General features: G+C 60.9%; 15 protein-coding genes and 1 tRNA gene. 8 read left to right on the top strand and 8 right to left on the bottom strand.

The window, feature by feature from the left end; translation table 11 throughout:
- Window positions 1-11 precede the first annotated feature (11 nt).
- From G3256_RS07610 to G3256_RS07595, 4 genes are all read right to left on the bottom strand, one after another.
- The gene (locus G3256_RS07610) at window positions 12-1,625 is read right to left on the bottom strand and encodes a S8 family serine peptidase (protein ID WP_169640245.1); all 1,614 of its coding nucleotides are present in this window, start codon (window positions 1,623-1,625) and stop codon (window positions 12-14) included.
- Between the two features lie 37 nt (window positions 1,626-1,662).
- Window positions 1,663-2,460 carry a copper chaperone gene (locus G3256_RS07605; protein ID WP_169640244.1) on the bottom strand — a complete coding sequence of 266 codons (798 nt, stop codon included), beginning with the start codon at window positions 2,458-2,460 and terminating at the stop codon, window positions 1,663-1,665.
- Window positions 2,457-3,890 (bottom strand): tyrosinase family protein, encoded by a 1,434-nt coding sequence (locus tag G3256_RS07600; RefSeq protein WP_169640243.1) that lies wholly within the window; start codon window positions 3,888-3,890, stop codon window positions 2,457-2,459. Before G3256_RS07600 ends, G3256_RS07605 begins: the two co-directional genes overlap by 4 nt.
- Before the next feature lie 206 nt (window positions 3,891-4,096).
- Window positions 4,097-5,431 carry a WD40 domain-containing protein gene (locus G3256_RS07595; RefSeq protein WP_169640242.1) on the bottom strand — a complete coding sequence of 445 codons (1,335 nt, stop codon included), beginning with the start codon at window positions 5,429-5,431 and terminating at the stop codon, window positions 4,097-4,099.
- Window positions 5,432-5,617: 186 nt separating this feature from the next.
- Here G3256_RS07595 and G3256_RS07590 point away from each other — a divergent pair, with 186 nt between their 5' ends.
- The 8 genes from G3256_RS07590 to G3256_RS07555 all read left to right on the top strand — a co-directional run bounded on the left by G3256_RS07590 (window position 5,618) and on the right by G3256_RS07555 (window position 14,763).
- On the top strand, window positions 5,618-6,799 hold the full coding sequence (locus tag G3256_RS07590) for a M24 family metallopeptidase (RefSeq protein WP_169640241.1): 1,182 nt from the start codon (window positions 5,618-5,620) through the stop codon (window positions 6,797-6,799).
- A gap of 4 nt (window positions 6,800-6,803) precedes the next feature.
- The gene (doeB, locus tag G3256_RS07585) at window positions 6,804-7,808 is read left to right on the top strand and encodes a N(2)-acetyl-L-2,4-diaminobutanoate deacetylase DoeB (protein ID WP_169640240.1); all 1,005 of its coding nucleotides are present in this window, start codon (window positions 6,804-6,806) and stop codon (window positions 7,806-7,808) included.
- Window positions 7,809-7,811: 3 nt separating this feature from the next.
- A complete protein-coding gene (locus G3256_RS07580) occupies window positions 7,812-9,182 on the top strand; it encodes an aspartate aminotransferase family protein (RefSeq protein ID WP_169640239.1) in 1,371 nt (456 codons plus the stop codon).
- 114 nt (window positions 9,183-9,296) lie between these two features.
- Window positions 9,297-9,386 (top strand) — tRNA-Ser (locus tag G3256_RS07575).
- Between the two features lie 557 nt (window positions 9,387-9,943).
- Window positions 9,944-12,007, top strand: coding sequence for an ammonium transporter (gene amt, locus G3256_RS07570; protein ID WP_169640238.1), 2,064 nt, complete (start codon window positions 9,944-9,946; stop codon window positions 12,005-12,007).
- A 432-nt stretch (window positions 12,008-12,439) separates the two neighbouring features.
- The gene (gene phnN / locus G3256_RS07565) at window positions 12,440-12,985 is read left to right on the top strand and encodes a phosphonate metabolism protein/1,5-bisphosphokinase (PRPP-forming) PhnN (protein WP_281359600.1); all 546 of its coding nucleotides are present in this window, start codon (window positions 12,440-12,442) and stop codon (window positions 12,983-12,985) included.
- 76 nt (window positions 12,986-13,061) lie between these two features.
- Window positions 13,062-14,255 (top strand): alpha-D-ribose 1-methylphosphonate 5-triphosphate diphosphatase, encoded by a 1,194-nt coding sequence (locus tag G3256_RS07560; protein ID WP_169640236.1) that lies wholly within the window; start codon window positions 13,062-13,064, stop codon window positions 14,253-14,255.
- A gap of 118 nt (window positions 14,256-14,373) precedes the next feature.
- Window positions 14,374-14,763, top strand: a complete 390-nt coding sequence (locus tag G3256_RS07555) for a c-type cytochrome (RefSeq protein ID WP_169640235.1) — start codon at window positions 14,374-14,376, stop codon at window positions 14,761-14,763.
- Here the strand turns inward: G3256_RS07555 and choV are convergent.
- From choV to G3256_RS07535, 4 genes are all read right to left on the bottom strand, one after another.
- Window positions 14,754-15,809: a choline ABC transporter ATP-binding protein gene (gene choV / locus G3256_RS07550; RefSeq protein WP_169640234.1), complete on the bottom strand. Its 1,056-nt coding sequence runs from the start codon at window positions 15,807-15,809 to the stop codon at window positions 14,754-14,756. The genes G3256_RS07555 and choV overlap by 10 nt on opposite strands.
- Window positions 15,806-16,639 (bottom strand): choline ABC transporter permease subunit, encoded by an 834-nt coding sequence (choW, locus tag G3256_RS07545; protein ID WP_169640233.1) that lies wholly within the window; start codon window positions 16,637-16,639, stop codon window positions 15,806-15,808. Before choW ends, choV begins: the two co-directional genes overlap by 4 nt.
- A gap of 61 nt (window positions 16,640-16,700) precedes the next feature.
- Window positions 16,701-17,630 carry a choline ABC transporter substrate-binding protein gene (gene choX, locus G3256_RS07540; RefSeq protein WP_169640232.1) on the bottom strand — a complete coding sequence of 310 codons (930 nt, stop codon included), beginning with the start codon at window positions 17,628-17,630 and terminating at the stop codon, window positions 16,701-16,703.
- Window positions 17,631-17,744: 114 nt separating this feature from the next.
- Entirely contained in the window at window positions 17,745-20,993 is a 3,249-nt protein-coding gene (locus tag G3256_RS07535) for a chemotaxis protein CheB (RefSeq protein WP_169640231.1), read from the bottom strand.
- Window positions 20,994-21,018 lie beyond the last annotated feature (25 nt).

Genomic DNA, 21,018 nt, shown 5'->3' with positions numbered 1-21,018 from the left:
CAGCCCCCGCGCTACTGACCGAGCGCCGATCTGAGAGCCGGGTCCTGCGCCAGAAGTGCCGCGAGCCCTTCGCTCGGGTCATCGGGCTGCATCGGGGTCTCGGCGTCGCTTTCCAGCATGCGGGCACGCGCACCGGCGCGGTAGCTGAGCCAGATCATCTCAGGCGCATAATCAGCCATCTCAGGGGTGACATGCCCGGGCACCGCCGCTTCGCTTGTTCCGGCCAGATGCATCTGCAGAACGTTCAGGGTGGAAACCGCCTCGAGGTCCGGGGCTTCCGGTGCTTCGCTGGCCGCAGGCAACGCGGCATCAAGCGCCGCACGCGCGTTCAGCAACCCTGCGCCAAGATCCCGCGCGCCACCCCATTCTGCAGGCGGTGTCATGCCCGCAACAGCACAGCGCACCCACATCGCCTGCACAGTTGATCCGCGCGCATCCGCTTTCTGCTTCAGCGCGGCGCGGCCGCCGTGGCGCGCAACCCAGAGTGCTGCAACACCGGCGGTCATTGACGTCGCGAGAGTCGTGCCCTGGCTCGCCCGGACGCCGGTGACCGGGTCGTCAGGGGCGTTTTTTGCCGCTCCCCAGACCTGCTCGCCGAAAGCCGAAAACGTCACCTGCGATCCGCGACCGCTCTTTTTCCAGGGGCGCAGATCAGGCTGCAGAGCGGCAACAGCGGTGCAGATGCCCATCGCCGCATAGGCTGCCGGGAACACCACGTTTGGCCAGCAGTTGCCGGCGGCACAGACGATCACCACACCCGCCTGGGCGGCACGGCGCAGGGCCGCCTCAGTGCTCGCCACGCGCGTCGGCCCGCCGAGCGCCATTGCGATCACATCCGCCCCGTTGGCAACCGCATGATCAATCGCCTTGCCGATGCGCCGCTGGTTGAGGTCGACGACCGAGCGGATTGCCCGGACAGGCATGATCTTTGCCGCCGGCGCGGTGCCGGTCACCGCCCCCGGCCCGGAAGTCCCACCCGACGGATCAGCCGTGCCGCGCGAAGCCACGACCGACATCACCAGCGTACCGTGACCGGGATTGCGCAGCAGACCTGTGGAGAAGCGATCCGCGGCGTTGCTGCCGCCCTCAACCAGATTGATCTCGCCCTGCTGCGTGCGCACGCCGCGCAGTTCGGCATGATCGCTGTAGCCGGTGTCGATCACCGCCACCGTCACACCCTCGCCGCGCGTATGCCGCCATGCGCCGATGCTGTCGATCCGGGGATGATGCCAGCCAAACGGCAGAGAATTATCACGCGGCGTTTCACACAGACTGAACAGCGCCTCGTTCAGACCCGCCACATGATGCGCACCATAGAGACTGTCTGGCATGACCGGGTTGGCTTCGGCCACATCGGTGGCATGCCGCAGCGCCCGGCCAAACTCAAAAACCGCGCGCTCCTGACCCTGCGGGTCAATGTCCGGGAAATCAACGAAGTGGTAGCGGTCCGCCGTTTCATCAAAGGCCGCCTCCACGGAGAAATCAGCTCCGGGCAGAGCGGCCCGGACCCGGTCGCTGATCACGGCGTCCGGAACCGGCTCTGCCGTCACAAGCTCAACCGACAGCGGGTCACGGTCTTCTGCCAGAGGGCCCTTCGCGAGGGCGTCATATTCTTCCTGTGCCATAAAACTATTCCTTCATAAAACGGGCCGGTCCCGCCCTTCACACCAAAACTGCGTAAAAACCGAAAAATATCAGCACCATGGCCGAACCCTGCGGCGCGGGTCGCGCGGTCCGGCGCTCGGCGATCAGCAGCACCGTCAGAAGCGCCATACCCGCAGGCCCGCCGCCGGCAGCCTGCATCGCGACCATCAGCGGCAGGCAGGTCAGCAGGCAGAACCCGGCCTTGCCTGCGCCCGCGCGGGCTGCATCTTTCAGCGCGCGATGACCTCCGGCGGCGATGACAGGCCGGTAGTGGCCGCGCGCAAGAAGCCGCAGCCGCAAAGGGCTGATCATCCAGAGCGCTCCTGCGCCAAGGGCCGGCAGCGGGGATACCGCGGGGCCTGCGACGCTTTGTAATCCTGCACGGGCCGCGAGCGTCAGAAGGATCACCAGCGGACCGGCAAGCAGCCATGCGCCGAGATACCCGGACAGATATGTCAGTACAACGCCGGTACGGCTGCGGCGATAAACCCGCGCCGCGATCTGGCCGGTTTCCGCGACCATGAGCGGAAGCATCATGGCAAGCACCATCAAAGCCCACTCCGCCAGAGCCGCCGGGGGGTGCAGCCCGGCGAGGCTGACCGCCCAGGCCTGCCCGAAGGCGGCCGTGGGTGTGGCGGGCGGTGTGGCGCAGATCTGCAGATCAAAATTCGCCGCCGGCAGCAAAAGGAGCAGGCCCCATGCCGCCAGCGCCGGCAGCAGAGTGAAACGCGGCCCGGGTGCGGCAAGACGGCCGGCGAAAGCCGGGTTCAGCACAGGTGCCCGCCCGCTGCTGACTGTCGTTGCCGTTGCACTCATTCGAAAATCACGTTGATGCGCCCGATGGTGACATCGGCGGGCTCATCCGTTTCAGCCACAACGCCTTCAAGACCCGGCGGCACGCCCCACGCCTGGTCCGCCGCTCCCATGGGTTCAATCAGAACCTCAAGCGCCCCGGTATCGCCGCGGGTCAGTCCAAGGCTGAAAGCATGCGCGGTGATGTCGAAAATCTGGTTGAGACCGCTGCCGCCGTGCGGCGCGTCGGCGCGGCTCGCGCGGGCATGCCCGAAGGTGCTCAGCACACCCGCGCGGACCGGCACCATATCGTCGCCAGGCAGATCAATCAGAACCGCATAGTTCCCGGCGACCCCGGTGCCGCGAATGCCCTGGAGTTCCAGATAGACCCGGCGCGAACTGCCGGGGGCCTCGTCCGGGCCAGCCAGCGCTACATCAGTGTTCATCGGCACCCGCGTGCGTGTGACGGTCGGGCCCAGACGCACAGGCGCTTCGCTGGCCCCGGCAATTTCAGGATCACCGGAACTGCTCATCGCAAGCGCCTCCGTATCATCGGGAGTGGTGTCGCCGGGGGAGACCGGTGAGGGGATCGTATCATAAAGATACCCGTGCAGAATCTGCGTGGTATCCAGCATGTCCTGTGCCGTGTAGCTGAAAGGCTGCCCCTGACCATCATGCATGTCAAAGGGCTGTCCGGTGAGCCAGAGCGGGCTGGCCGGATCTGCATGCAGCGGATCCTGGCGCCATGTCTCCCAGAGCCTGTCTATATTGCAGTGGTGCAGCCAGAAGACCGGATCGAATGCCGCTGTGCGCGGATCCCGCATGAACCCGCCGATCTCAACGTGGATCACATTGTGCGGCAGCTGTTCCAGCGCGCCGCTGTCGCCGCCACCCGGGTTGAACCCGGTGACCGGCCCGCCAAAGCCGGACGGCACACCCGGCGTGCTGTTGGTAAAATCAGAAAAACCCATAGCGGCGAGGCTGACGATCTGATCGGTCAGCCCGAAATCGCCGTTCGTCACCAGCCGGCGACGTGAAAAGAGATAGTTCCGCGTACCGTCCGGCTTGAGCTGGTCCCGGAACGGGGATGGCAGACGGCGCGCATCCGGATTATCGGCGAGGTCCTGCGAATAATTCCAGTAAGGAAGCGCCCAGTCCTCCGGGCCCCCGAGGCTGGCAACCTCCTCAGCGACCACTGCCTCGAAAGCGGTGATGTATCCCCGGTGCCAGGGCAGAAAGAACCAGCTCTGGTGCTGGCACTGGTCCCAGAACTGCGCCCGGGCCGGAATGTTCGGAAATGATGGCGGCACCCCGTGCACGGCCCCCATGAAGAACCAGGCCCGCGGGTTGTCGACGGGAAGCTGCCAGAGCGCTTCGACAGCACGTTCATACCACATCAGAGTCTCGTCGCCGTCCGGCAAGCCCCAGACGCTTTTGCGCACCCGATGTGTCATGAGCGGCCCCCTACTTCAGGATCAACCATCTGTTGACCCAGGGTCAGGATACCACCGAATCGGGAACTCTCAAAACCTTACTGCAGTCTGGGTTGTGCTTCTGTACTAAATGTATGGCTCACCAGGAACGCCGGAATGATGATTTTCTTTCTATCTCAGGTAGTCGTCGCGCGTTCTTCACCTGTGTTTCGCCTGCGGATCCGCAGTCAGTCCGGCGCCGTGGCCTCCTGAAGAAACGCGATCAGATCTGCCCGGTCGCTGGCCCCGGTGATCCGCTGCATCGGCATTTTCGAGCCTGGAATGTAGTGATCCGGCCCCAGATCAAAGAGCCGGTCGACAGTCTCAGCATCCCAGACCAGATCCGATCCGTTCAGCGTATCTGAATACAAGTACCCGTCGACCGTGCCCGCAGGCCGCCCGAAGAGCCCGTAGAGCGTCGGGCCGGCCCGGCGTTTACCGTCCGTGCCTAAAGTGTGACAGATGGAGCATTTGCGCTGAAACTGGCGCTCGCCGTTGGACATCTCTTCGGGCGCTTTCAGGAAAGACCGCTCCGTCCCGGTCATCTTTTCTGCATTCTCAAGACCGTTCACCGGCCAGCTGTGCATGGCGTCTGCGATCCCGCCCGCGTGGATGTTCCCGCCATCAGGCGAGAAGGCCAGCGCCCAGACCGGACCGGAAGCGGTGGCCCGGAAATCCTCGGCAATCCGCCAGGTCGCGGTGTCGATCATCATAATATAGCCCTGCGCGTCGCCAACTGCGATACGCCCGATCTCTTCCTGGTATGCCATCGCGAGGATCGGCCGGCGCCCGGCGGTGAAGTCGCCTGTTTCTGCCCCGTCAGGCAGCGACACCACCCGGGTTCCGCCATCAACAGCGCCGTAAGCCAGCCAGCTTTCATCCGGTGCGATCAGCAGCGCATTGATGCCAAACCCGTGCTGGACCAGCCGGCGCAGAAATGTGCCGGTCTCAGCATTCCAGAGCCGGATGGTGCCATCCGCGGATGCGGTGTAAAGTCGTTTGCCATCGGGCGAGAATGCCACATCGCTCACTGTATTTTCGTGGCCGGTGAATTCCAGCGCACCGGCACCGTCGAGCGACCAGATGCGCGCGGTTCGGTCCCAGCTGGCCGATGCCACGCGTTGCCCGTCCGGCGCTGTCGCAAGCCGGATCACCTTGGCGCTGTGCCGGCCCAGTTCTTCTGATGTGCCTGTGGCGGGGTCCCACAGACGGACCGCAAAATCATCTCCGCCCGAGACGATCCGGCCACCGGCAACCGGGACCACCGCGTTTACCGCCGCCTCATGCCCTTCGAGCCAGCGCGGCGCACCGTCGCGCCAGAACCCCACCGAATTGTCAAAGCTTGCTGTCAGGATCACCCCGTCGGGGGCCACGCTGATGCCCTTGACCGGACCGCCGTGCCCTTCGAGCGTAAAGGCCTCCTGCGCCGCTGCCGGCAGGGGTACGCCGACACAGGCGGCAACAAAAACGGCCACTGAGAAAAACTGCGCTGCCTGGCCTCTCAGCCGGTCTCCTGATGTCATATGCCGTCGCCGTCTGCCGTTGTTGCTGTTCACCCGCGCTGCGGGCCTGCCGATACCCTAGCAGCGCCCTGCCCGGTTCGTCTATTGCACCATTTCACACCTGCGCCACACCGCCGATAGACCGCAGAGCCGCGTTCCGTTAACGTTTCGCAGGCCCCACCTCTCTTTGCGCAAAGGACACCCCGGATGGCTGCTGAAAAACTGCCTTTTGACCGTGCTGAATATGAAACGCGCATCGCCGCCGTGCGCGTGGCAATGGCGCGTGCAGGCACCGATGTGCTGGTGATCTGCGATCCGGCGAATATGTCCTGGCTCACCGGGTACGGAGGCTGGTCGTTTTATGTGCATCAGGCCGTCGTTCTGGGCCCTGACGGGCCGCCGCTCTGGTGGGGGCGCGGAATAGATGCGCTGGGGGCAAAGCTCACGGTGATGATGCCGCAGGACTGTATATTCGGGTATGATGACACCTATGTGCAAAACCCCGGGAAACACCCGATGGAAGACCTTGCCCGGCTGATTGCGGATCACGGCTGGCAGGCAAAGCGCATCGGGCTGGAGATGGATAATTACTATTTCACCGCGGCTGCCTGGCAGTCGCTGCAGACCGCACTGCCGGACGCGCAGTGGGTAAACGCCAACAGTCTCGTCAACTGGCAGCGGGCCGTCAAAAGCCCCGCCGAGATCACCTTCATGCGCCGTGCCGCACGCATCGTGGAAAAGATGCACCAGACCATCATGGAGCGGGCCGAACCGGGTCTGCCGAAAAACCGGCTTGTGGCGGCGATCTACGAGGCCGCGATCACCGGAGCGGATGGTCACTGGGGCGATTACCCGTCGATTGTGCCGCTCGCCCCGTCGGGCACCGATGCGACGGCACCGCATCTGACGTGGGATGACACACCGCTCAAAACCGGTGAGGCCACATTTTTCGAAATCGCCGGCACCTACCGGCGCTATCACGCGCCCCAGTCCCGCACGCTTTTTCTGGGCGCGCCCCCTGATAAATACCGCCGCGCGGAAACTGCCGTTCTGGACGCCGTGGAAGCAGGCCTTGCACAGGCAAAACCCGGGAATTTCGCGGAAGACATTGCCAACGCATTCAACACATCCCTCAGAAAACACGGGTTCGAAAAAGACAACCGCTGCGGTTATTCAATCGGTCTGTCTTATCCGCCGGACTGGGGCGAGCGCACATATTCGCTGCGCCGCGATGACCGTACGGTACTGCAACCGGGCATGACGTTTCACTTCATGCCGGCCCTCTGGCTGGACGACGGCGGGCTTGAGATCACTGAGCCGGTGCTGATTACCGAAAACGGCTATGAGTGCCTGTGCACCACGCCACGTCAGCTGATGGTAAAGGAATAGCAGGATGCGTCCCACTTCCATGCGCACAACGGTGGATTTCGATGCACAGGGCGTGCAGCACGGGTATCTGCAACTGCCCCACAGCCGCGACGACAGCGCCTGGGGGTCGGTGATGCTGCCGGTGACGGTGATCCGCAACGGCGACGGGCCGACGGCGCTCATTACCGGCGGGAACCATGGCGATGAATACGAAGGACCGCTGGCAATCCTTGATCTCGCCGCACAGACCAAAGAGGCGCAGGTCAGCGGCCGGATCATCCTGATCCCTTTCATGAACGGGCCCGCCGTACTGGCCGGGCGGCGCACTTCCCCGGTGGACGGCGGCAATATGAACCGGGCTTTTCCCGGTCGCCCCGACGGGACGGTTACCGACAAGATCGCGGATTACTTCACCCGCACCCTGTTGCCGATGGCGGATCTGGTGCTTGATTTCCATTCCGGTGGCAGGACGCTGGATTTTCTGCCCTTTGCCGCGAGTCATGTGCTGGACGACAAAGAACAGGAAGGCCGCTGTTCGGCAGCGCGGGATGCCTTCTGTGCGCCCTTCACCGTGCAGATGGCCGAGATCGATCCCGCGAGCATGTATGATCACGCCGCTGAAAGTCAGGGTAAGACCTTTGTGACCACAGAGCTTGGCGGGCGTGGCACAGCCACGCCTGAGACAACCGCAATTGCCCGCCGGGGCCTGCGCAATGTGCTGATCCATGCAGGCATCCTCGCCGGCACAATCGAGCCAGCCCCCACCCGGCATATCAGTCAGGAAAACCCGCGGTGTTTTCATTTCTCTCCGGCGGCCGGCATGATTGAATTCTGTGCGACAATCGGCGATGAAATTGTAACCGGTGATGTTCTCGCCCGGATCTGGCCACTGGACCGGACCGGCACGGCGCCGCTGGATGTCACCGCCCGGATGGACGGGCTGCTGACAGTGCGGCATCATCCGGGACTGATTGCACAGGGCGACTGCCTCGCCGTCCTCTCCACCGACTTACACCAAAAGAAAGGCTGACCGATGCTGACCAATGATAAACTCGCCGAGTGGGACCGTGAGAACTTCTTTCACCCCTCCACACATCTGGCCCAGCATGCCCGCGGCGAAACGCCAACGCGGGTAATCACGGGCGGCGACGGCGTCTTTATCACTGACCGTGACGGGCGCGAGATGCTTGATGCCTTTGCCGGTCTGTATTGCGTGAACGTGGGCTATGGCCGCACGCAGATTGCCGAGGCCATCGCGACCCAGGCCCGGGAGCTGGCTTATTACCATGCCTATCTCGGGCACGGCACCGAGGCTTCTATCACGCTGTCGAAGATGGTGCTGGACCGCGCACCGGCCAATATGTCCAGGGTGTATTTTGGTCTTGGCGGCTCAGACGCCAATGAAACCAACATCAAGCTGGTCTGGTATTACAACAACATCCTCGGGCGACCTGAAAAGAAAAAGATCATCTCGCGCTGGCGCGGTTATCACGGCTCTGGTCTGATGAGCGGTTCACTGACCGGACTGGGCCTCTTTCATGCAAAATTCGATCTGCCGATGGGTCAGGTGCTGCACACGGATGCGCCGTATTATCTGCACCGCGAAGACCGGGACCAGTCAGAGGCCGCGTTCAGTGCACAATGTGCCGACCGGCTGGAAGAGATGATCCTCGCGGAAGGCCCCGATACGATCGCGGCCTTCATCGGTGAGCCGCTTCTGGCCACCGGCGGGATCGTGCCTCCGCCAGAGGGGTACTGGGAAGCCATTCAGGCGGTTCTGCGCAAATACGATATCCTGATGATCTGCGATGAGGTGGTGACAGGCTTTGGCCGGCTCGGCACGATGTTCGGCTCGGATCATTACGGGATTGAGGCGGATCTGATCACCATCGCCAAGGGGCTGACGTCAGCTTATGCGCCGCTCTCGGGCTCCATTGTCTCTGAGCGGATGTGGAAGGTGCTCGAACAGGGCACGGACGAAAACGGCGCTTTCGGGCACGGATGGACCTATTCGGCGCACCCGATCGGAGCCGCTGCCGGTGTGGCAAACCTCGCGCTTATTGACGAGCTTGGTCTGGTAGAAAACGCAGGCAGGCAGGGCGACTATATGCTGCGCGCCCTGTCAGATGCGCTGGCCGGTCATCCGCATGTTGCCGAGGTGCGCGGCGCGGGGCTCTTGTGTGCTGTAGAACTGGCCGAGGATACTTCTGCCCTCAGGGCTTTCGATCCGGGACGCAAAGTGGTGCCGGAAATCGTGGCGGCCATGGCCCGGCGCAATGTCATCGCGCGCGCGATGCCGCAAAGCGATATCATCGGATTTGCGCCGCCGCTGTGTATCTCAGCGGCCGAAATCGACACAGTTGTCAGTGTCACAAAGGATGCGGTGCGTGAGGTTCTCGGCTGACCCGTGACAGATCTGCGGGTCGCGGACCGGCTGAGCAAAGTCCGCACCCGCATTTGTCACAGCACGCTGAATTAGGGCTTGTTTTCCTAAAAGACGACCGCTAGACCCACCGGCGGAGACGTGGCCGAGTGGTCGAAGGCGCTCCCCTGCTAAGGGAGTAGGCCCGGAAGGGTCTCGAGGGTTCGAATCCCTTCGTCTCCGCCACTAAACCATTGTTATGTGGGCGTTTTTTGGCCCGGCTCCGGGACGGTATCTGCGCCCGGTGCGTCGGCCGGATCTTTCCGATGAAACGGCGCATACTCAGTGGCAGTGCAGAGGTTTACTGCCGGCATGACAGCACTGGCCAGGGGGTGAGCTTTTGCGGCACCCGCCGCTGTGGCCGATATAGTCCGGCTGTGTTCCGGTCACAGTCGCCACCAGAGCACCCGCCGTACCAGGTCCGCAGGACAGCAATAAAATTATTGGAAATACGACAATCGTCTTCATATCAAATCCATCTCCTGGCCCACGGAGTGAACCTTCCCGATCTGTCTTACTGCTCAACTGCGGCAAAATTCAGATCAGCCGATAATACTGGAGGAGACCGACCCCGCTCCTTCCGCCCTGCCCCGGTCACCCACCTTTTTCCGGGACCGGACGGCTTTGCCGCACCCCGCCCCTGAGGGGTTGACAGCCGGTAATGTAACGACAGACTGCTTTTATTATTCTGACTGCATTTAAGCCGACTTTTAATCTGGAAATTTTATGAATCTGATCAGTCTATGAGTGAAATCGATCAGGTATGGGTTCTGTTCTGCGCAACGCTCATCTTTATGATGCAGGCCGGTTTCATGTGCGTCGAAGCCGGTATCACACGCAGCAAAAACAACATCAGCGTCGCTATCAAGAACATAAGTGACCTTTCGGTTTCAGTAATCCTTTTCTGGGCGGTGGGCTACGGGCTGATGTACGGCACGAGCTATGACGGCCTGTTCGGCACGTCAGACTTCGCTTTTGAGAAGCTCGATGCCAGCGGCGCCTACGTTCAGTTCATTTTCCAGGCGATGTTCTGCGGTACTGCCGCGACCATCCTGTCAGGTGCTGTCGCCGAACGCTGCGCCTTCCATTCCTATCTTATCATTACGGCAATAACGGTCACTCTGATCTACCCGGTCTTCGGACACTGGGCATGGGCTGTCGATGCCTTCGGCGATCCGGTCGGGTGGCTGAAAGTTGCAGGATTTTACGATTTTGCAGGCTCCGGCGTGGTACATGCTGTCGGCGGGGGAATTGCGCTCGCCGCGGTGATTATTCTCGGACCGCGCGAGGGGCGGTTCCTGGACAGCGGCCAGCCGCGCCGCTTCAACGGCTCCAATCTGCCTCTGACCATGCTCGGTGTCCTGCTGATCTGGTTCGGATGGTTCGGATTTAACGGCGGCAGCGCGCTCGGAGTAAGCGCTGAAGTACCGGCACTGTTACTGAACACAATTGTCAGCGGCGCAAGCGGCGTGCTGACGGGTCTTGGTCTGTCATGGATCATCACCAGGAAATCGAGCGTGTTTTACGGGATGAACGGCGGACTTGCCGGCCTCGTAGCGGTCACGGCAAGCTGTGATCTGGTAGGTGTGCGTGAAGCGCTGCTGATCGGATGCGTCGGCGGCTGCATTGCCTATTTCGGCGACAAGGGCCTTGAAAAGCTGCGCATAGATGATGTGGTCGGGGCCGTCTCGGTACACTTCTTTGCAGGCCTCTGGGGGCTGGTTGCGGTGGCCGTATTCGGGGCGGATGCGCTCGGAACGGGTTTTGCCTCCCAGGCTCTGGCGCAGGCTCTTGGCATTCTGGTGCTCTGCCTTTATGCGGTCGGCATACCCTTTGTGCTGCTCTGGGCGCTGAACCGCGTGATACCTTTACGGGTGACGCAGTACATCGAGACCATCGGCCAGAATGTCGGCGAGCATGGTGCCAACACCGATCTCAATGAGCTGTTCGAAGTGATGCAGCGCCAGGCGCGTAACCGCGATCTGAAAGAGCGCGCGCCACAATCGCCCTTTACCGAAGTCGGACAGATCGGGCTCTTTTACAATTCGGTGCTGTTCGAGCTCGAACGCTCCTTTGGCCATGCAGAGAAACAGCAGTCCGATCTTGCGGATGTGCTGGAGCAGAAAAATGCTCTGCTGGAAAGCGTGCTGCCCAAACGTATCGCCGCCCGCATGAACGAAGGCGCCGACCAGATCGTGGATCAGGTGACCGACGCGACCGTGGTCTTTGTCGATATCGTCGATTTCACCGAGTATTCAGCACGCGTGTCGCCGGAAGAGTCCATCACGCTTCTGCGAAACCTCTTTGGCCGGTACGACACTGTCATTCAGCGGTATGAGCTGGAGAAGATCAAAACCATCGGGGACAGCTATATGTATGTCTCAGGTGTGACACGCGATCAGGCCGACCACTGCGCGATTGCCATTGATGCAGCCCTTGAGCTGCTGTTTCAGACGCGTCAGCTCGGTCTCTCCATGGAGCATGATCTGAGGGTCCGGATCGGTGTGCACAGCGGGCCGCTGGTTGCCGGAGTTGTGGGCGATCTGCGGTTTGTCTATGACCTCTGGGGCACGACAGTAAACATCGCATCACGCATTGAGGAAGCCGGCAAACCCGGCAAGATATCGGTCAGCCAGTCGGTGATTGAACGGATCGGCACTGAATTCACCTTTGAAAGGCAGGCCCGCGTCCGTCTCAAAGGGATCGGTCCAACGGTTCTTTATTCCATTGAGGGTCGCAAACAGAGCATGACCGTGAAGGCGCCTTCGCGGTTTTCATGGCGCGGCACAGATGCCGGATCGTCGTGACCTTCGGTGAAATCCGGTTGCGAAGAGGCGCCGCGATCGGAGCTTTCTTTGCACGACCGCGCTGTCACCCGTTCCTTCTCAGTATATGCTGAAAGCCAGGCAGGCTTTGCGTTGCACCTGGCCGGCCCACGGCCGGTTGACTGATGATCCGCAGCACGGCGACCGCCTGCTGTGCATCAGCATGATGCCTCATATCTGACAGGAACACGAAGGACGCATGAAAATGAATGAACTTACCCGGGCCGGACAACTTTCTTCCATGCAGATAACCTGTCGCAGATGCACTTCGGTGCGTGCAGCGTACCCGATTATAGTCAGGACAGAGCAGAGCAATACCCCCGGTCCTGTCAGGCGGATGCTGAGAAATATACCTTTGGTGCCATTGCTCCGGAGTGCTGCCGGAGCGCGCCGCGTGCCGGCACGGCCTGTGGCGTGAACGGGCGTCTCATAGGTGTTACGGGTCCTTCAGGTGTGGGAAAAGACACGATCATGCAGGGGATCGCCGCTACGGCGCCACACTTCGGACTGGTGCGCCGGACAATTACCCGCGCACCGGGACTTGGCGGCGAGGATTATGAAGCTGTAAGCGACGCGGAATTTGATGCTCGGCGCGACGCAGGCGGTTTTGTCGTACACTGGCAGGCACACGGCCTGCGCTACGGCATCCCGGAGGCCACCGTCGCGCGCATCGGCAGGGGCGAAAAACTGCTGGTAAACCTTTCGCGGAGCGTTCTGCATGATGTGGCGGCCCGGTTTGGCACCTTCACCGTGCTTTGCATCACAGCGCAGCCCGAAACGCTCGCCCGGCGCCTCACAGGCCGGGGCCGCGAAACAACTGCGGATATCGCGCGCCGGCTCAGCCGCCCCACACCAGCCCTGCCCGACGGCCTTGCTGTGATCACCATCAGCAATGATGGCGCACCCGAAGATACCGTGCGCGAGGCTCTGCACCTGCTGGCTCAGGGCAGTGCGCCATGAAGGCCCCCCAGATGCCGGATGCATCTGCGCAAAATCCCCGATATATCCCTGAAAACCCCGCCACCGGAGATCTGCAATGACATCTTACCTGACTGTTCCCGCCACGGCGACTAACACCGGTGTATCCGGCGTTGCGGAGCAGTGTTTTGCCAACGCCCGCATTGTGCTGGCTGACCGCGTGATGACAGGTGCAGTGCATATCAGCGGTGACCGGATTGCAGGTATCACCGAAGGCGATCATGTGCCCGCCGGTGCCATCGACTGCCGGGGCGACATGCTGCTGCCTGGCCTGGTGGAACTGCATACCGACAACCTTGAACGGCACATGGAGCCACGGCCAAAGGTGAAACTGCCGCATGTACCCGCGATCCTCGCCCACGACGGCGAGCTTGCCTCAGTCGGGATCACAACCGTGTTCGACGCATTGCGTGTGGGCTCAATGGTGAGCGACAAGGAACACTGGAACCGCTATGCCCGCGAAGTGGCCAGCGAGATCCTCGGCCTGCGCGCCCGGGGAGCATTGCGGGTGCGGCACCTGCTGCACCTGCGCGCCGAGGTCTGCTCGAACACCCTGCTTGAAGAACTGTCGGAGTTCGGCCCCGATGACCTCGTTGGCCTCGTGAGCCTGATGGATCACACCCCCGGCCAGCGTCAGTTCCGCGATCTGTCAAAGCTCAGAACCTATTACAGCGGCAAGTATGGCTACACAGGAGCTGAATTCGACACGCTCGTGGCCGCGCGCACAGATCTCGGCGACAGGGTGCGCATTCCTCATGAGCAGGCCACCGTCAGCGAAGCCGCGCGGCTGGGCGCAACCCTTGCAAGCCATGATGACACAACACATGCGCACGTAACCCGTTCTGCGGATCTGGGCATCCGGCTGGCCGAGTTTCCGACGACACCGGAGGCTGCATCGGCCTGCCGGGATGCGGGTATACGCATCATCATGGGGGCGCCCAATCTTGTCCGCGGAGGCTCTCATTCAGGCAATGTGGCGGCCGCAGAGCTTGCGGAAAACGGTCTTCTGGACATCCTCTCATCGGATTATGTGCCGTCCCTGCTGCTCTATTCGGCATTCCGGCTGGCGGCGTTGTGGGACGATCTGCCCCGCGCCATCCGCACGGTGTCGGCGGCGCCGGCAGAGGCAACCGGGCTGCACGATCGCGGTCGCATCGCAGAGGGCATGCTGGCCGACATGATCCGGGTCGAACCGACAAAAGAAGCTCCGGTCATCCGGGCCGTCTGGCGCGGGGCAGAACGGATCGGCTGAAACCGGCCGTCGTGCCGCTGCCGGACACGCGATCCATCACCCTTCTTTTGATCTGCATCAACGCACATTTGCTCCCGGCGCCTAAGCTGGAACGGCAGCAGAACAAGGAGCAACCGAGATGCGCATTCTGACAGTAATAGCCCTCAGCATTGCAGGCCAGGCCGGCGCGCAGGATGCAGCCGAAGGGTCCCGGCTTTTTCAACTGCACTGCGCTTCCTGTCATGGTGCCGGGGCCGAAGGCAACGGCCCGATGGCGCCCGTGCTTCTGGTGCAGCCATCGGACCTGACATCGATGACCGAACGCTATGACGGGCGCTTTCCGGTCGAACGTATCGTATCGCGTATCGACGGGCGCGACCCGCTGGTCAGCCACGGCAGCGATATGCCGGTATATGGCTGGTTTTTTGAAGGCAGGGATGTGGCGGTTAAAACCCCGGCCGGTCAGCCGATGATGACCAGTCAGCCGGTAGCCGACCTGCTGGAATGGCTGCGCAGCGTTCAGGACTGATCGCTGCCTGCACCATTTGTTGTATCGCGCGGATCGAGAATACGCGCGATCACACCGCTTTTGGTCACCTGACCGGTGACCTTTCCGTCTTCTTCGACATTGATTGGTCCGTCTTTGTCGAGCAGCATCCGCATCAGCTCTTCCACCCCGGTATCAGCAGAAATGGTTGTGGCAGAGCCACCGGTTGAGGGCTCCATCACATCCTGTGCGCGCAGCACGCCGAGCGGGTTCATGTGGGCCACAAAGTCTGCCACATAGTCATTCACGGGCCGCGAAAAGATATCCTGTGGCGTGCCGCACTGCACGATGCGGCCGCCTTCCATGATGGCGATACGGTCGCCAAGCTTAAAAGCCTCGTCCAGATCGTGGCTCACAAAGATGATCGTCCGCCTGAGATCGCGCTGAAGATCCAGAAGCTCGTCCTGCAGCCGGGTGCGAATGAGCGGATCAAGCGCGGAGAAAGGTTCGTCCATCAGCAGGATCGGCGCGTTGGTGGCAAAGGCGCGCGCCAGCCCCACACGTTGCTGCATACCGCCTGACAGCTCGCCCACCCTACGGTCGGCCCAGTCGGCAAGCCCCACAAGCTCCAGCTGTTTATCTGTCCGGCTCAGACGTTCTGCTTTTGGCACATCGGCCAGTTCCAGTCCCAGCCCGACGTTTTCGCGTACTGTGCGCCAGGGCAGCAGACCAAACTGCTGAAACACCATCGACACGCATTCCCGGCGCACCCGGCGCAGATCATCGGCAGAGCTGTGTGTAACATCGCACGACCAGTCGCCGTCATTTACGTGCACCGCCCCGCGCACCACCGGATTAAGCCCGTTCACGGCCCGCAGCAGCGTCGATTTGCCGGAGCCCGACAGCCCCATCAGCACGAGGATTTCCCCCGGTGCCACGCTCAGCGAACAGTCATGCACACCGAGGATCTGCCCGGTGGCCTGCTCGACCTCAGCGCGGGTTTTGCCCGCGTCCATTTCGGGCAGCGCTTTTGCCGGTGCATCCCCGAACACGATCGAGACTTTGTCAAATTCAACGGCAGCCTTCATTTGCGATCCACCCGGAGCATCCGGTCGAGCATGATTGCCACAACCACAATGATGAAACCGCTCTCAAACCCGAGCGCTGTATTCACCTGGTTAAGTGCGCGGACAACCGGCACACCAAGCCCGTCAGCCCCCACAAGAGCCGCAATCACCACCATCGAGAGCGAGAGCATGATCGTCTGATTAAGCCCCGCCATGATCTGCGGCAGCGCCCATGGAAGTTCCACCTTCCAGAGCTTCTGCGAACCCGTCGCACCAAAGGCATCCGCCGCTTCGAGCAATGGTTGCGGGGCTGTGCTGATCCCCAGATGGGTCAGTCGGATCGGGGCCGGCAGAACAAAAATCACCGTCGCAATCAGGCCCGGCACCATACCGATGCCAAAGAAAACAATCGCCGGAATAAGATAAACGAATGTCGGCAGGGTCTGCATGAGATCGAGTACCGGGCGCATCGCCTGATAAAGCCGGGGCCTGTGTGCGGCAGCAATGCCGATGGGCACCCCGATCGCCATACAGACCACACAGGCCGACATCACCAGTGTGATGCTCTCCGTCATCTCTTCCCAGTAGTCCTGATTAAGGATGAAAAGAAACCCGAGCACCACAAAGATGCATGTCTTCCAGCTCTTCTGTAACACCCATGTCAGCGCGGCAAAGGCCGCGATGATCACGAGCGGGTGCGGCGTCTGCAGCACCCACAGGATCTGGTCAATCAGCCACTCCATGACGACCGCCAGGCCGTCGAAAAACCATTCGCCGTTGGTTTGCAGCCAGTCAAAGAATCCGGCGGCCCACTGACCAACGGGGATCTTGTTTTCCGTAAGCCAGTCCATCGCGACCCCTTAAAAAGTCTGGCCGGACCGCAGCAGACAGCAGCGGTCCGGGATATTCTGATCAGGGAAGAAGCACTTTTGCAGCAGCCTCATAGGCGTCGTCGTCGCCTTCGACGTCCTTGACACCATCAAGCCAGGTCTTCAGCGCATCGGGGTTTTTCTCGATCCACTCGGCCGCGGCCTCGCCCGGATTTTTGCCGTCGTCAAGAATGCCGGCCATAATTTCGTTTTCCATCTCAAGCGTGAACTTCAGGTTGCTGAGCAGCTTGCCGACATTCGGACACTCTTCGGAGTAGCCTTTGCGCGTATTTGTGTAGACAGTGGCCCCGCCCAGATCCGGGCCGAAGAAATCGTCGCCCCCGGTCAGATAGGACATCTCGAAATTGGCGTTCATCGGATGCGGTTCCCAGCCGAGGAAAACGATCGGCTCGTCACGCCGCGATGCGCGGTCTACCTGGGCCAGCATACCCTGCTCGGAGCTTTCCTTGACCTCAAAATCGTTCAGGCCGAAGGCGTCGCCGTCGATCATGGACTGGATCAGGCGGTTGCCGTCGTTACCGGGCTCAATCCCGTAGATCTCGCTGTCCAGTGCTTCTGCATGGGTGGCAATATCGGCAAAGTCCCGGATCCCCAGATCGGCTGCCGCCTTGTTGACGGCAAGCGTGTATTTGGCCCCTTCGAGGTTTTCACGCACAGTTTCGACGGTGCCTGCCTCGCGGTACGGGGCGATATCGGCTTCCATCGTGGGCATCCAGTTACCGAGAAAAACGTCAATGTCGCCTGCTGCCATGGAGGTGTAGGTCACCGGAACCGACAGAACCTTGATATCGGTCTCATAGCCCAGAGCGTCGAGCACGACCGTTGTTGCCGCGGTCGTCGCGGTGATGTCCGTCCAGCCCACATCGGAAAAGGTCACTTCCGTGCAGTCAGCAGAAGCGGCAGATGCCATAGCGGCAAAAGCCAGCGCGGAGGCGGCTGATTTCATGTACATTTCTGATCTCCCGTTTGGTTTTGCCCAAAGGTGCGCAGAATGCGTGCTGCGGTCAACCCGAAAGGGACGGACGCAGCAACCACGGAACGGCATTTCACCGAAGATAAACGAAGGTCAGCTTTCGTCCGGCAATGCCCTGAAAACACCAAAAATCCGGGTGACATTGCCGCTGTCATCGGGCCGGCCCAGGCCAAAGCTTTCCACCAGAACGCTGTCGCCCTGCTTGTTTATGAGCCGCTTTCTGAACTGAAAATCACCGCCCTCCGAGATCACTTTCCCGACGATCTGTCTCACTTCTTCACGGTCATCGGGGTGGTAGTAATTGATACCTTCGCTGAGCGCGGGGATATAATCGCGTTTGTCCTCGCCGTGGATGCGGAATACCTCGTCAGACCAGTAGATCCGGTCCGCTTCGAGATCGACCGACCAGAAGCCGATTTTTGCGATGTCCGACAACATAAGCAGCTGCGAATAGGCCTCTTCTGCCCGCTGGCGGGCCTCGACGACGTCAGAGACGTCGGTTCCGATAGTAAAAATCGTTGCCGAATTGCTCAACGGGTCCTCAAAGAGGAAATTCTCGGTGCTCAGCCATATCTTGCTGTCCGCCTCTTCGGAATACACATGTTCGGTGGTCCGGACCCGACCGCTCTCGCAGGCGAGCAGGTTTTTATCCCGCGCACGCAGCATCTTACCCAGTTCAGGCGGTGCGAGCTTGAAGAAATCAGCGCCTTCCGCCACCTTGCGGTCGGTGCCCAGAAGCTGCGCTGATTTCTCGCTGATCCGGACGATTTTACCATCCGGATCGCGGTGCATAAGATAAATCTGCCCGAACTCCAGAATGGCGTCGAGCTCCATCGCCAGACCGGGGAATTCTGAGATGACGATTGTCACGCCCTTCATCTGTCCGCGCATATCAAAGAAGGGCGAGCAGGTCAGCTTGTACCGCGATCCGCCGGAGCTGAATTCCTTGTGAATCGTCTCACCGAGTTTGAGCGTCTCGTTACAGATCGGGGCCAGTGCCGGAAAGCTGTCGGGCATCACACACTGGCTGACATGCGGGCTGGCTACGGGGCGCGTCAGGCTGAACATCTCAGTCGCGGCAATCGTCGCCTGGCTGATCTGCAGTGCCGTATCGAGCACCATGATCGACAGCGGCGCAGTCTCCAGCACCGACATCAGTTCACCGGTCCGCCCGCTGAGCTCCGCCGCCGTCACCTGCAGCTCTTCGTTGACGGTGATCAGCTCTTCGTTGGTGGACTGCAGCTCTTCGTTCGAGGTCTCGAGCTCCTCATTGGTCGCCTGCAGCTCTTCATTGGTGGACTGCAGTTCCTCGTTCAGCGACTGCAGTTCCTCGTTAGAGGTTTCGAGCTCCTCAATGGTCTGCTGCAAGGCTTCACGGGTCGTGGCAACTTCATCTTCCAGCAGCCTGATCCGGTCGGCATCAAAGCCCGTCTCCTCGGACAGCTGTTCTTTTTCCAGCCCCCGTGCACGGTCGATGCTGAGCTCGGTAAAGACCACAAGCGCTGCGCGTTCATTGATGTCGCGTGCAATGATCGGATAAACGTCAAGCCGGATTTCCGCGTCATCATCGTCGGCCAGCAGATGTCGCACGCCCGAGCGATGCTCTGCGTTTTTCAGTGCCAGCGTCACCAGACTGCGCGCCTCTTCGCGGAACGGCCGGCGCAACAGATCGATGTGCATTCTCAGATTGCTGGTATCGTTGACCTCGATGAACGAGCTGACGTTCCCGTAAACCCGCACGATGGAATATTCGTCCGTGACCAGAACCGAGTTTTTGCCCAGCGACAAAGCCAGTGCCTCGAACATCTGACGGTCTGTCGTTTCGGCCGGTTGCCGGGTAGCGGGCTGTGCCGGTGCGATCCGGCGCGACTGCGGCACCTGGCGGCTGTTTGAAAACGCGGTGTGCTCGGACCGCCGGATAGACCGGCGCCGGTATATATGCGCCGAGGTGTTATCCTGAAAAAACATCTCGTCGGATCCGGCCACGCTTTCGGCTGTGCCGAGAAACATCAGGGAATTTTCGCTCATGGCATAGTGAAAGCGCGACATGACTTTATGCTGAAGCGCATTGCCGAAATAAATCAAAAGGTTACGGCAACAAAGAAGATCAACCTTCTGAAACGGCGGGTCCTGACAGACGTTGTGATCCGAAAATAGAATGGCAGAGCGCAGACTGTCAATTACCCGGATGCCGTCGTTCTGGTGAATGAAGTACTGATCCGCCAGGGATTTGGGAATATCGTTGAGCGCCGCCGTCCCGTAGATACCCCGGCGCGCGACCTCAAGAGCATCCTTGTCAATGTCCGTGGCAAAAATTTGCACGTGATCCTTCAGCGATATTTTTGCGCCGCCCAGGGCCTCGCTGAGCATTATAGCAATGGAATAGGCCTCTTCACCCGTCGCACAGCCGGCAATCCAGACCCGCAGAGGAGCCGAGCCCTTCTTTTTCAGCAAAGCCGGGAGCAGATCGCGCAGCTGCTCAAACTCGGTTTTATCGCGAAAAAACCGTGTAACCGAGATCAGCAGATCTTTGAAAAGCGCATCAACCGCATTCGGATTGACCCGGCAGAACTGCGTGTACTCCTCATGGCTCTCGATGCCCAGCGCCACCATGCGTCGCTCAATACGCCGGTTGATGGTGGTCTGTTTATACTCGCGGAAATCCACCCGCGTACGTGCCAGCAGGATCTGCAACAGATCTGACGAGGGGCTTTTTTCGGAGGCTTCCTGACGGAAATCGTCAAAATCACGCGGCGATGTGAGAATCTTCTGCAGATGCGTGCCGATTTCATATGGCCGCAGTACCAGATCGACACAACCGGTCTGCATCGCGGCCATGGGCATACCGTCATACTTTGCGCTTTCGGTGTCCTGAGTGATGGTAATCCCGCCGGCTTCACGGATCGCCTGTACACCATACGCCCCGTCAGTCCCGGTGCCTGACAGAATGATCGCCATGGATTTCTCGCCGTGCCCGTCGGCGAGACTGAGCAGAAACCGGTCCACTGATGGTTTCGGCGAGGCCACTTCGGTGCTCGGCTCCACAAGACAGAGCCGGCCGTCCCTGTAGACCACATCGGTCTTGGGCGGGGTCACGTAAATCACATTCGGGGCGGGCACCAGACCATCGCTCACGTCCCGGACACTAAGTGAGGTTTGTCGTGCAACCAGTTCTGTCATAAGGCTTTTGTGGTGCGGCGACATGTGCTGCACAACGACATATGTGACATTGAGATCGGTGGGCAGTGTGGCCACCAGTTCCCGTATCGCTTCCAGCCCGCCAGCCGATGACCCGATCCCGATGATCGTCAGTTCAGCCCCCTGGATTTCTGCCCCGTCCATGATGTTCAGCCCCCTGTCCGGCGCC

The sequence above is a fragment of the Roseobacter ponti genome, from assembly GCF_012932215.1.
In the GTDB taxonomy this organism is placed as follows: domain Bacteria; phylum Pseudomonadota; class Alphaproteobacteria; order Rhodobacterales; family Rhodobacteraceae; genus Roseobacter; species Roseobacter ponti.
This window is presented reverse-complemented; position numbering and strand designations above follow the sequence as displayed.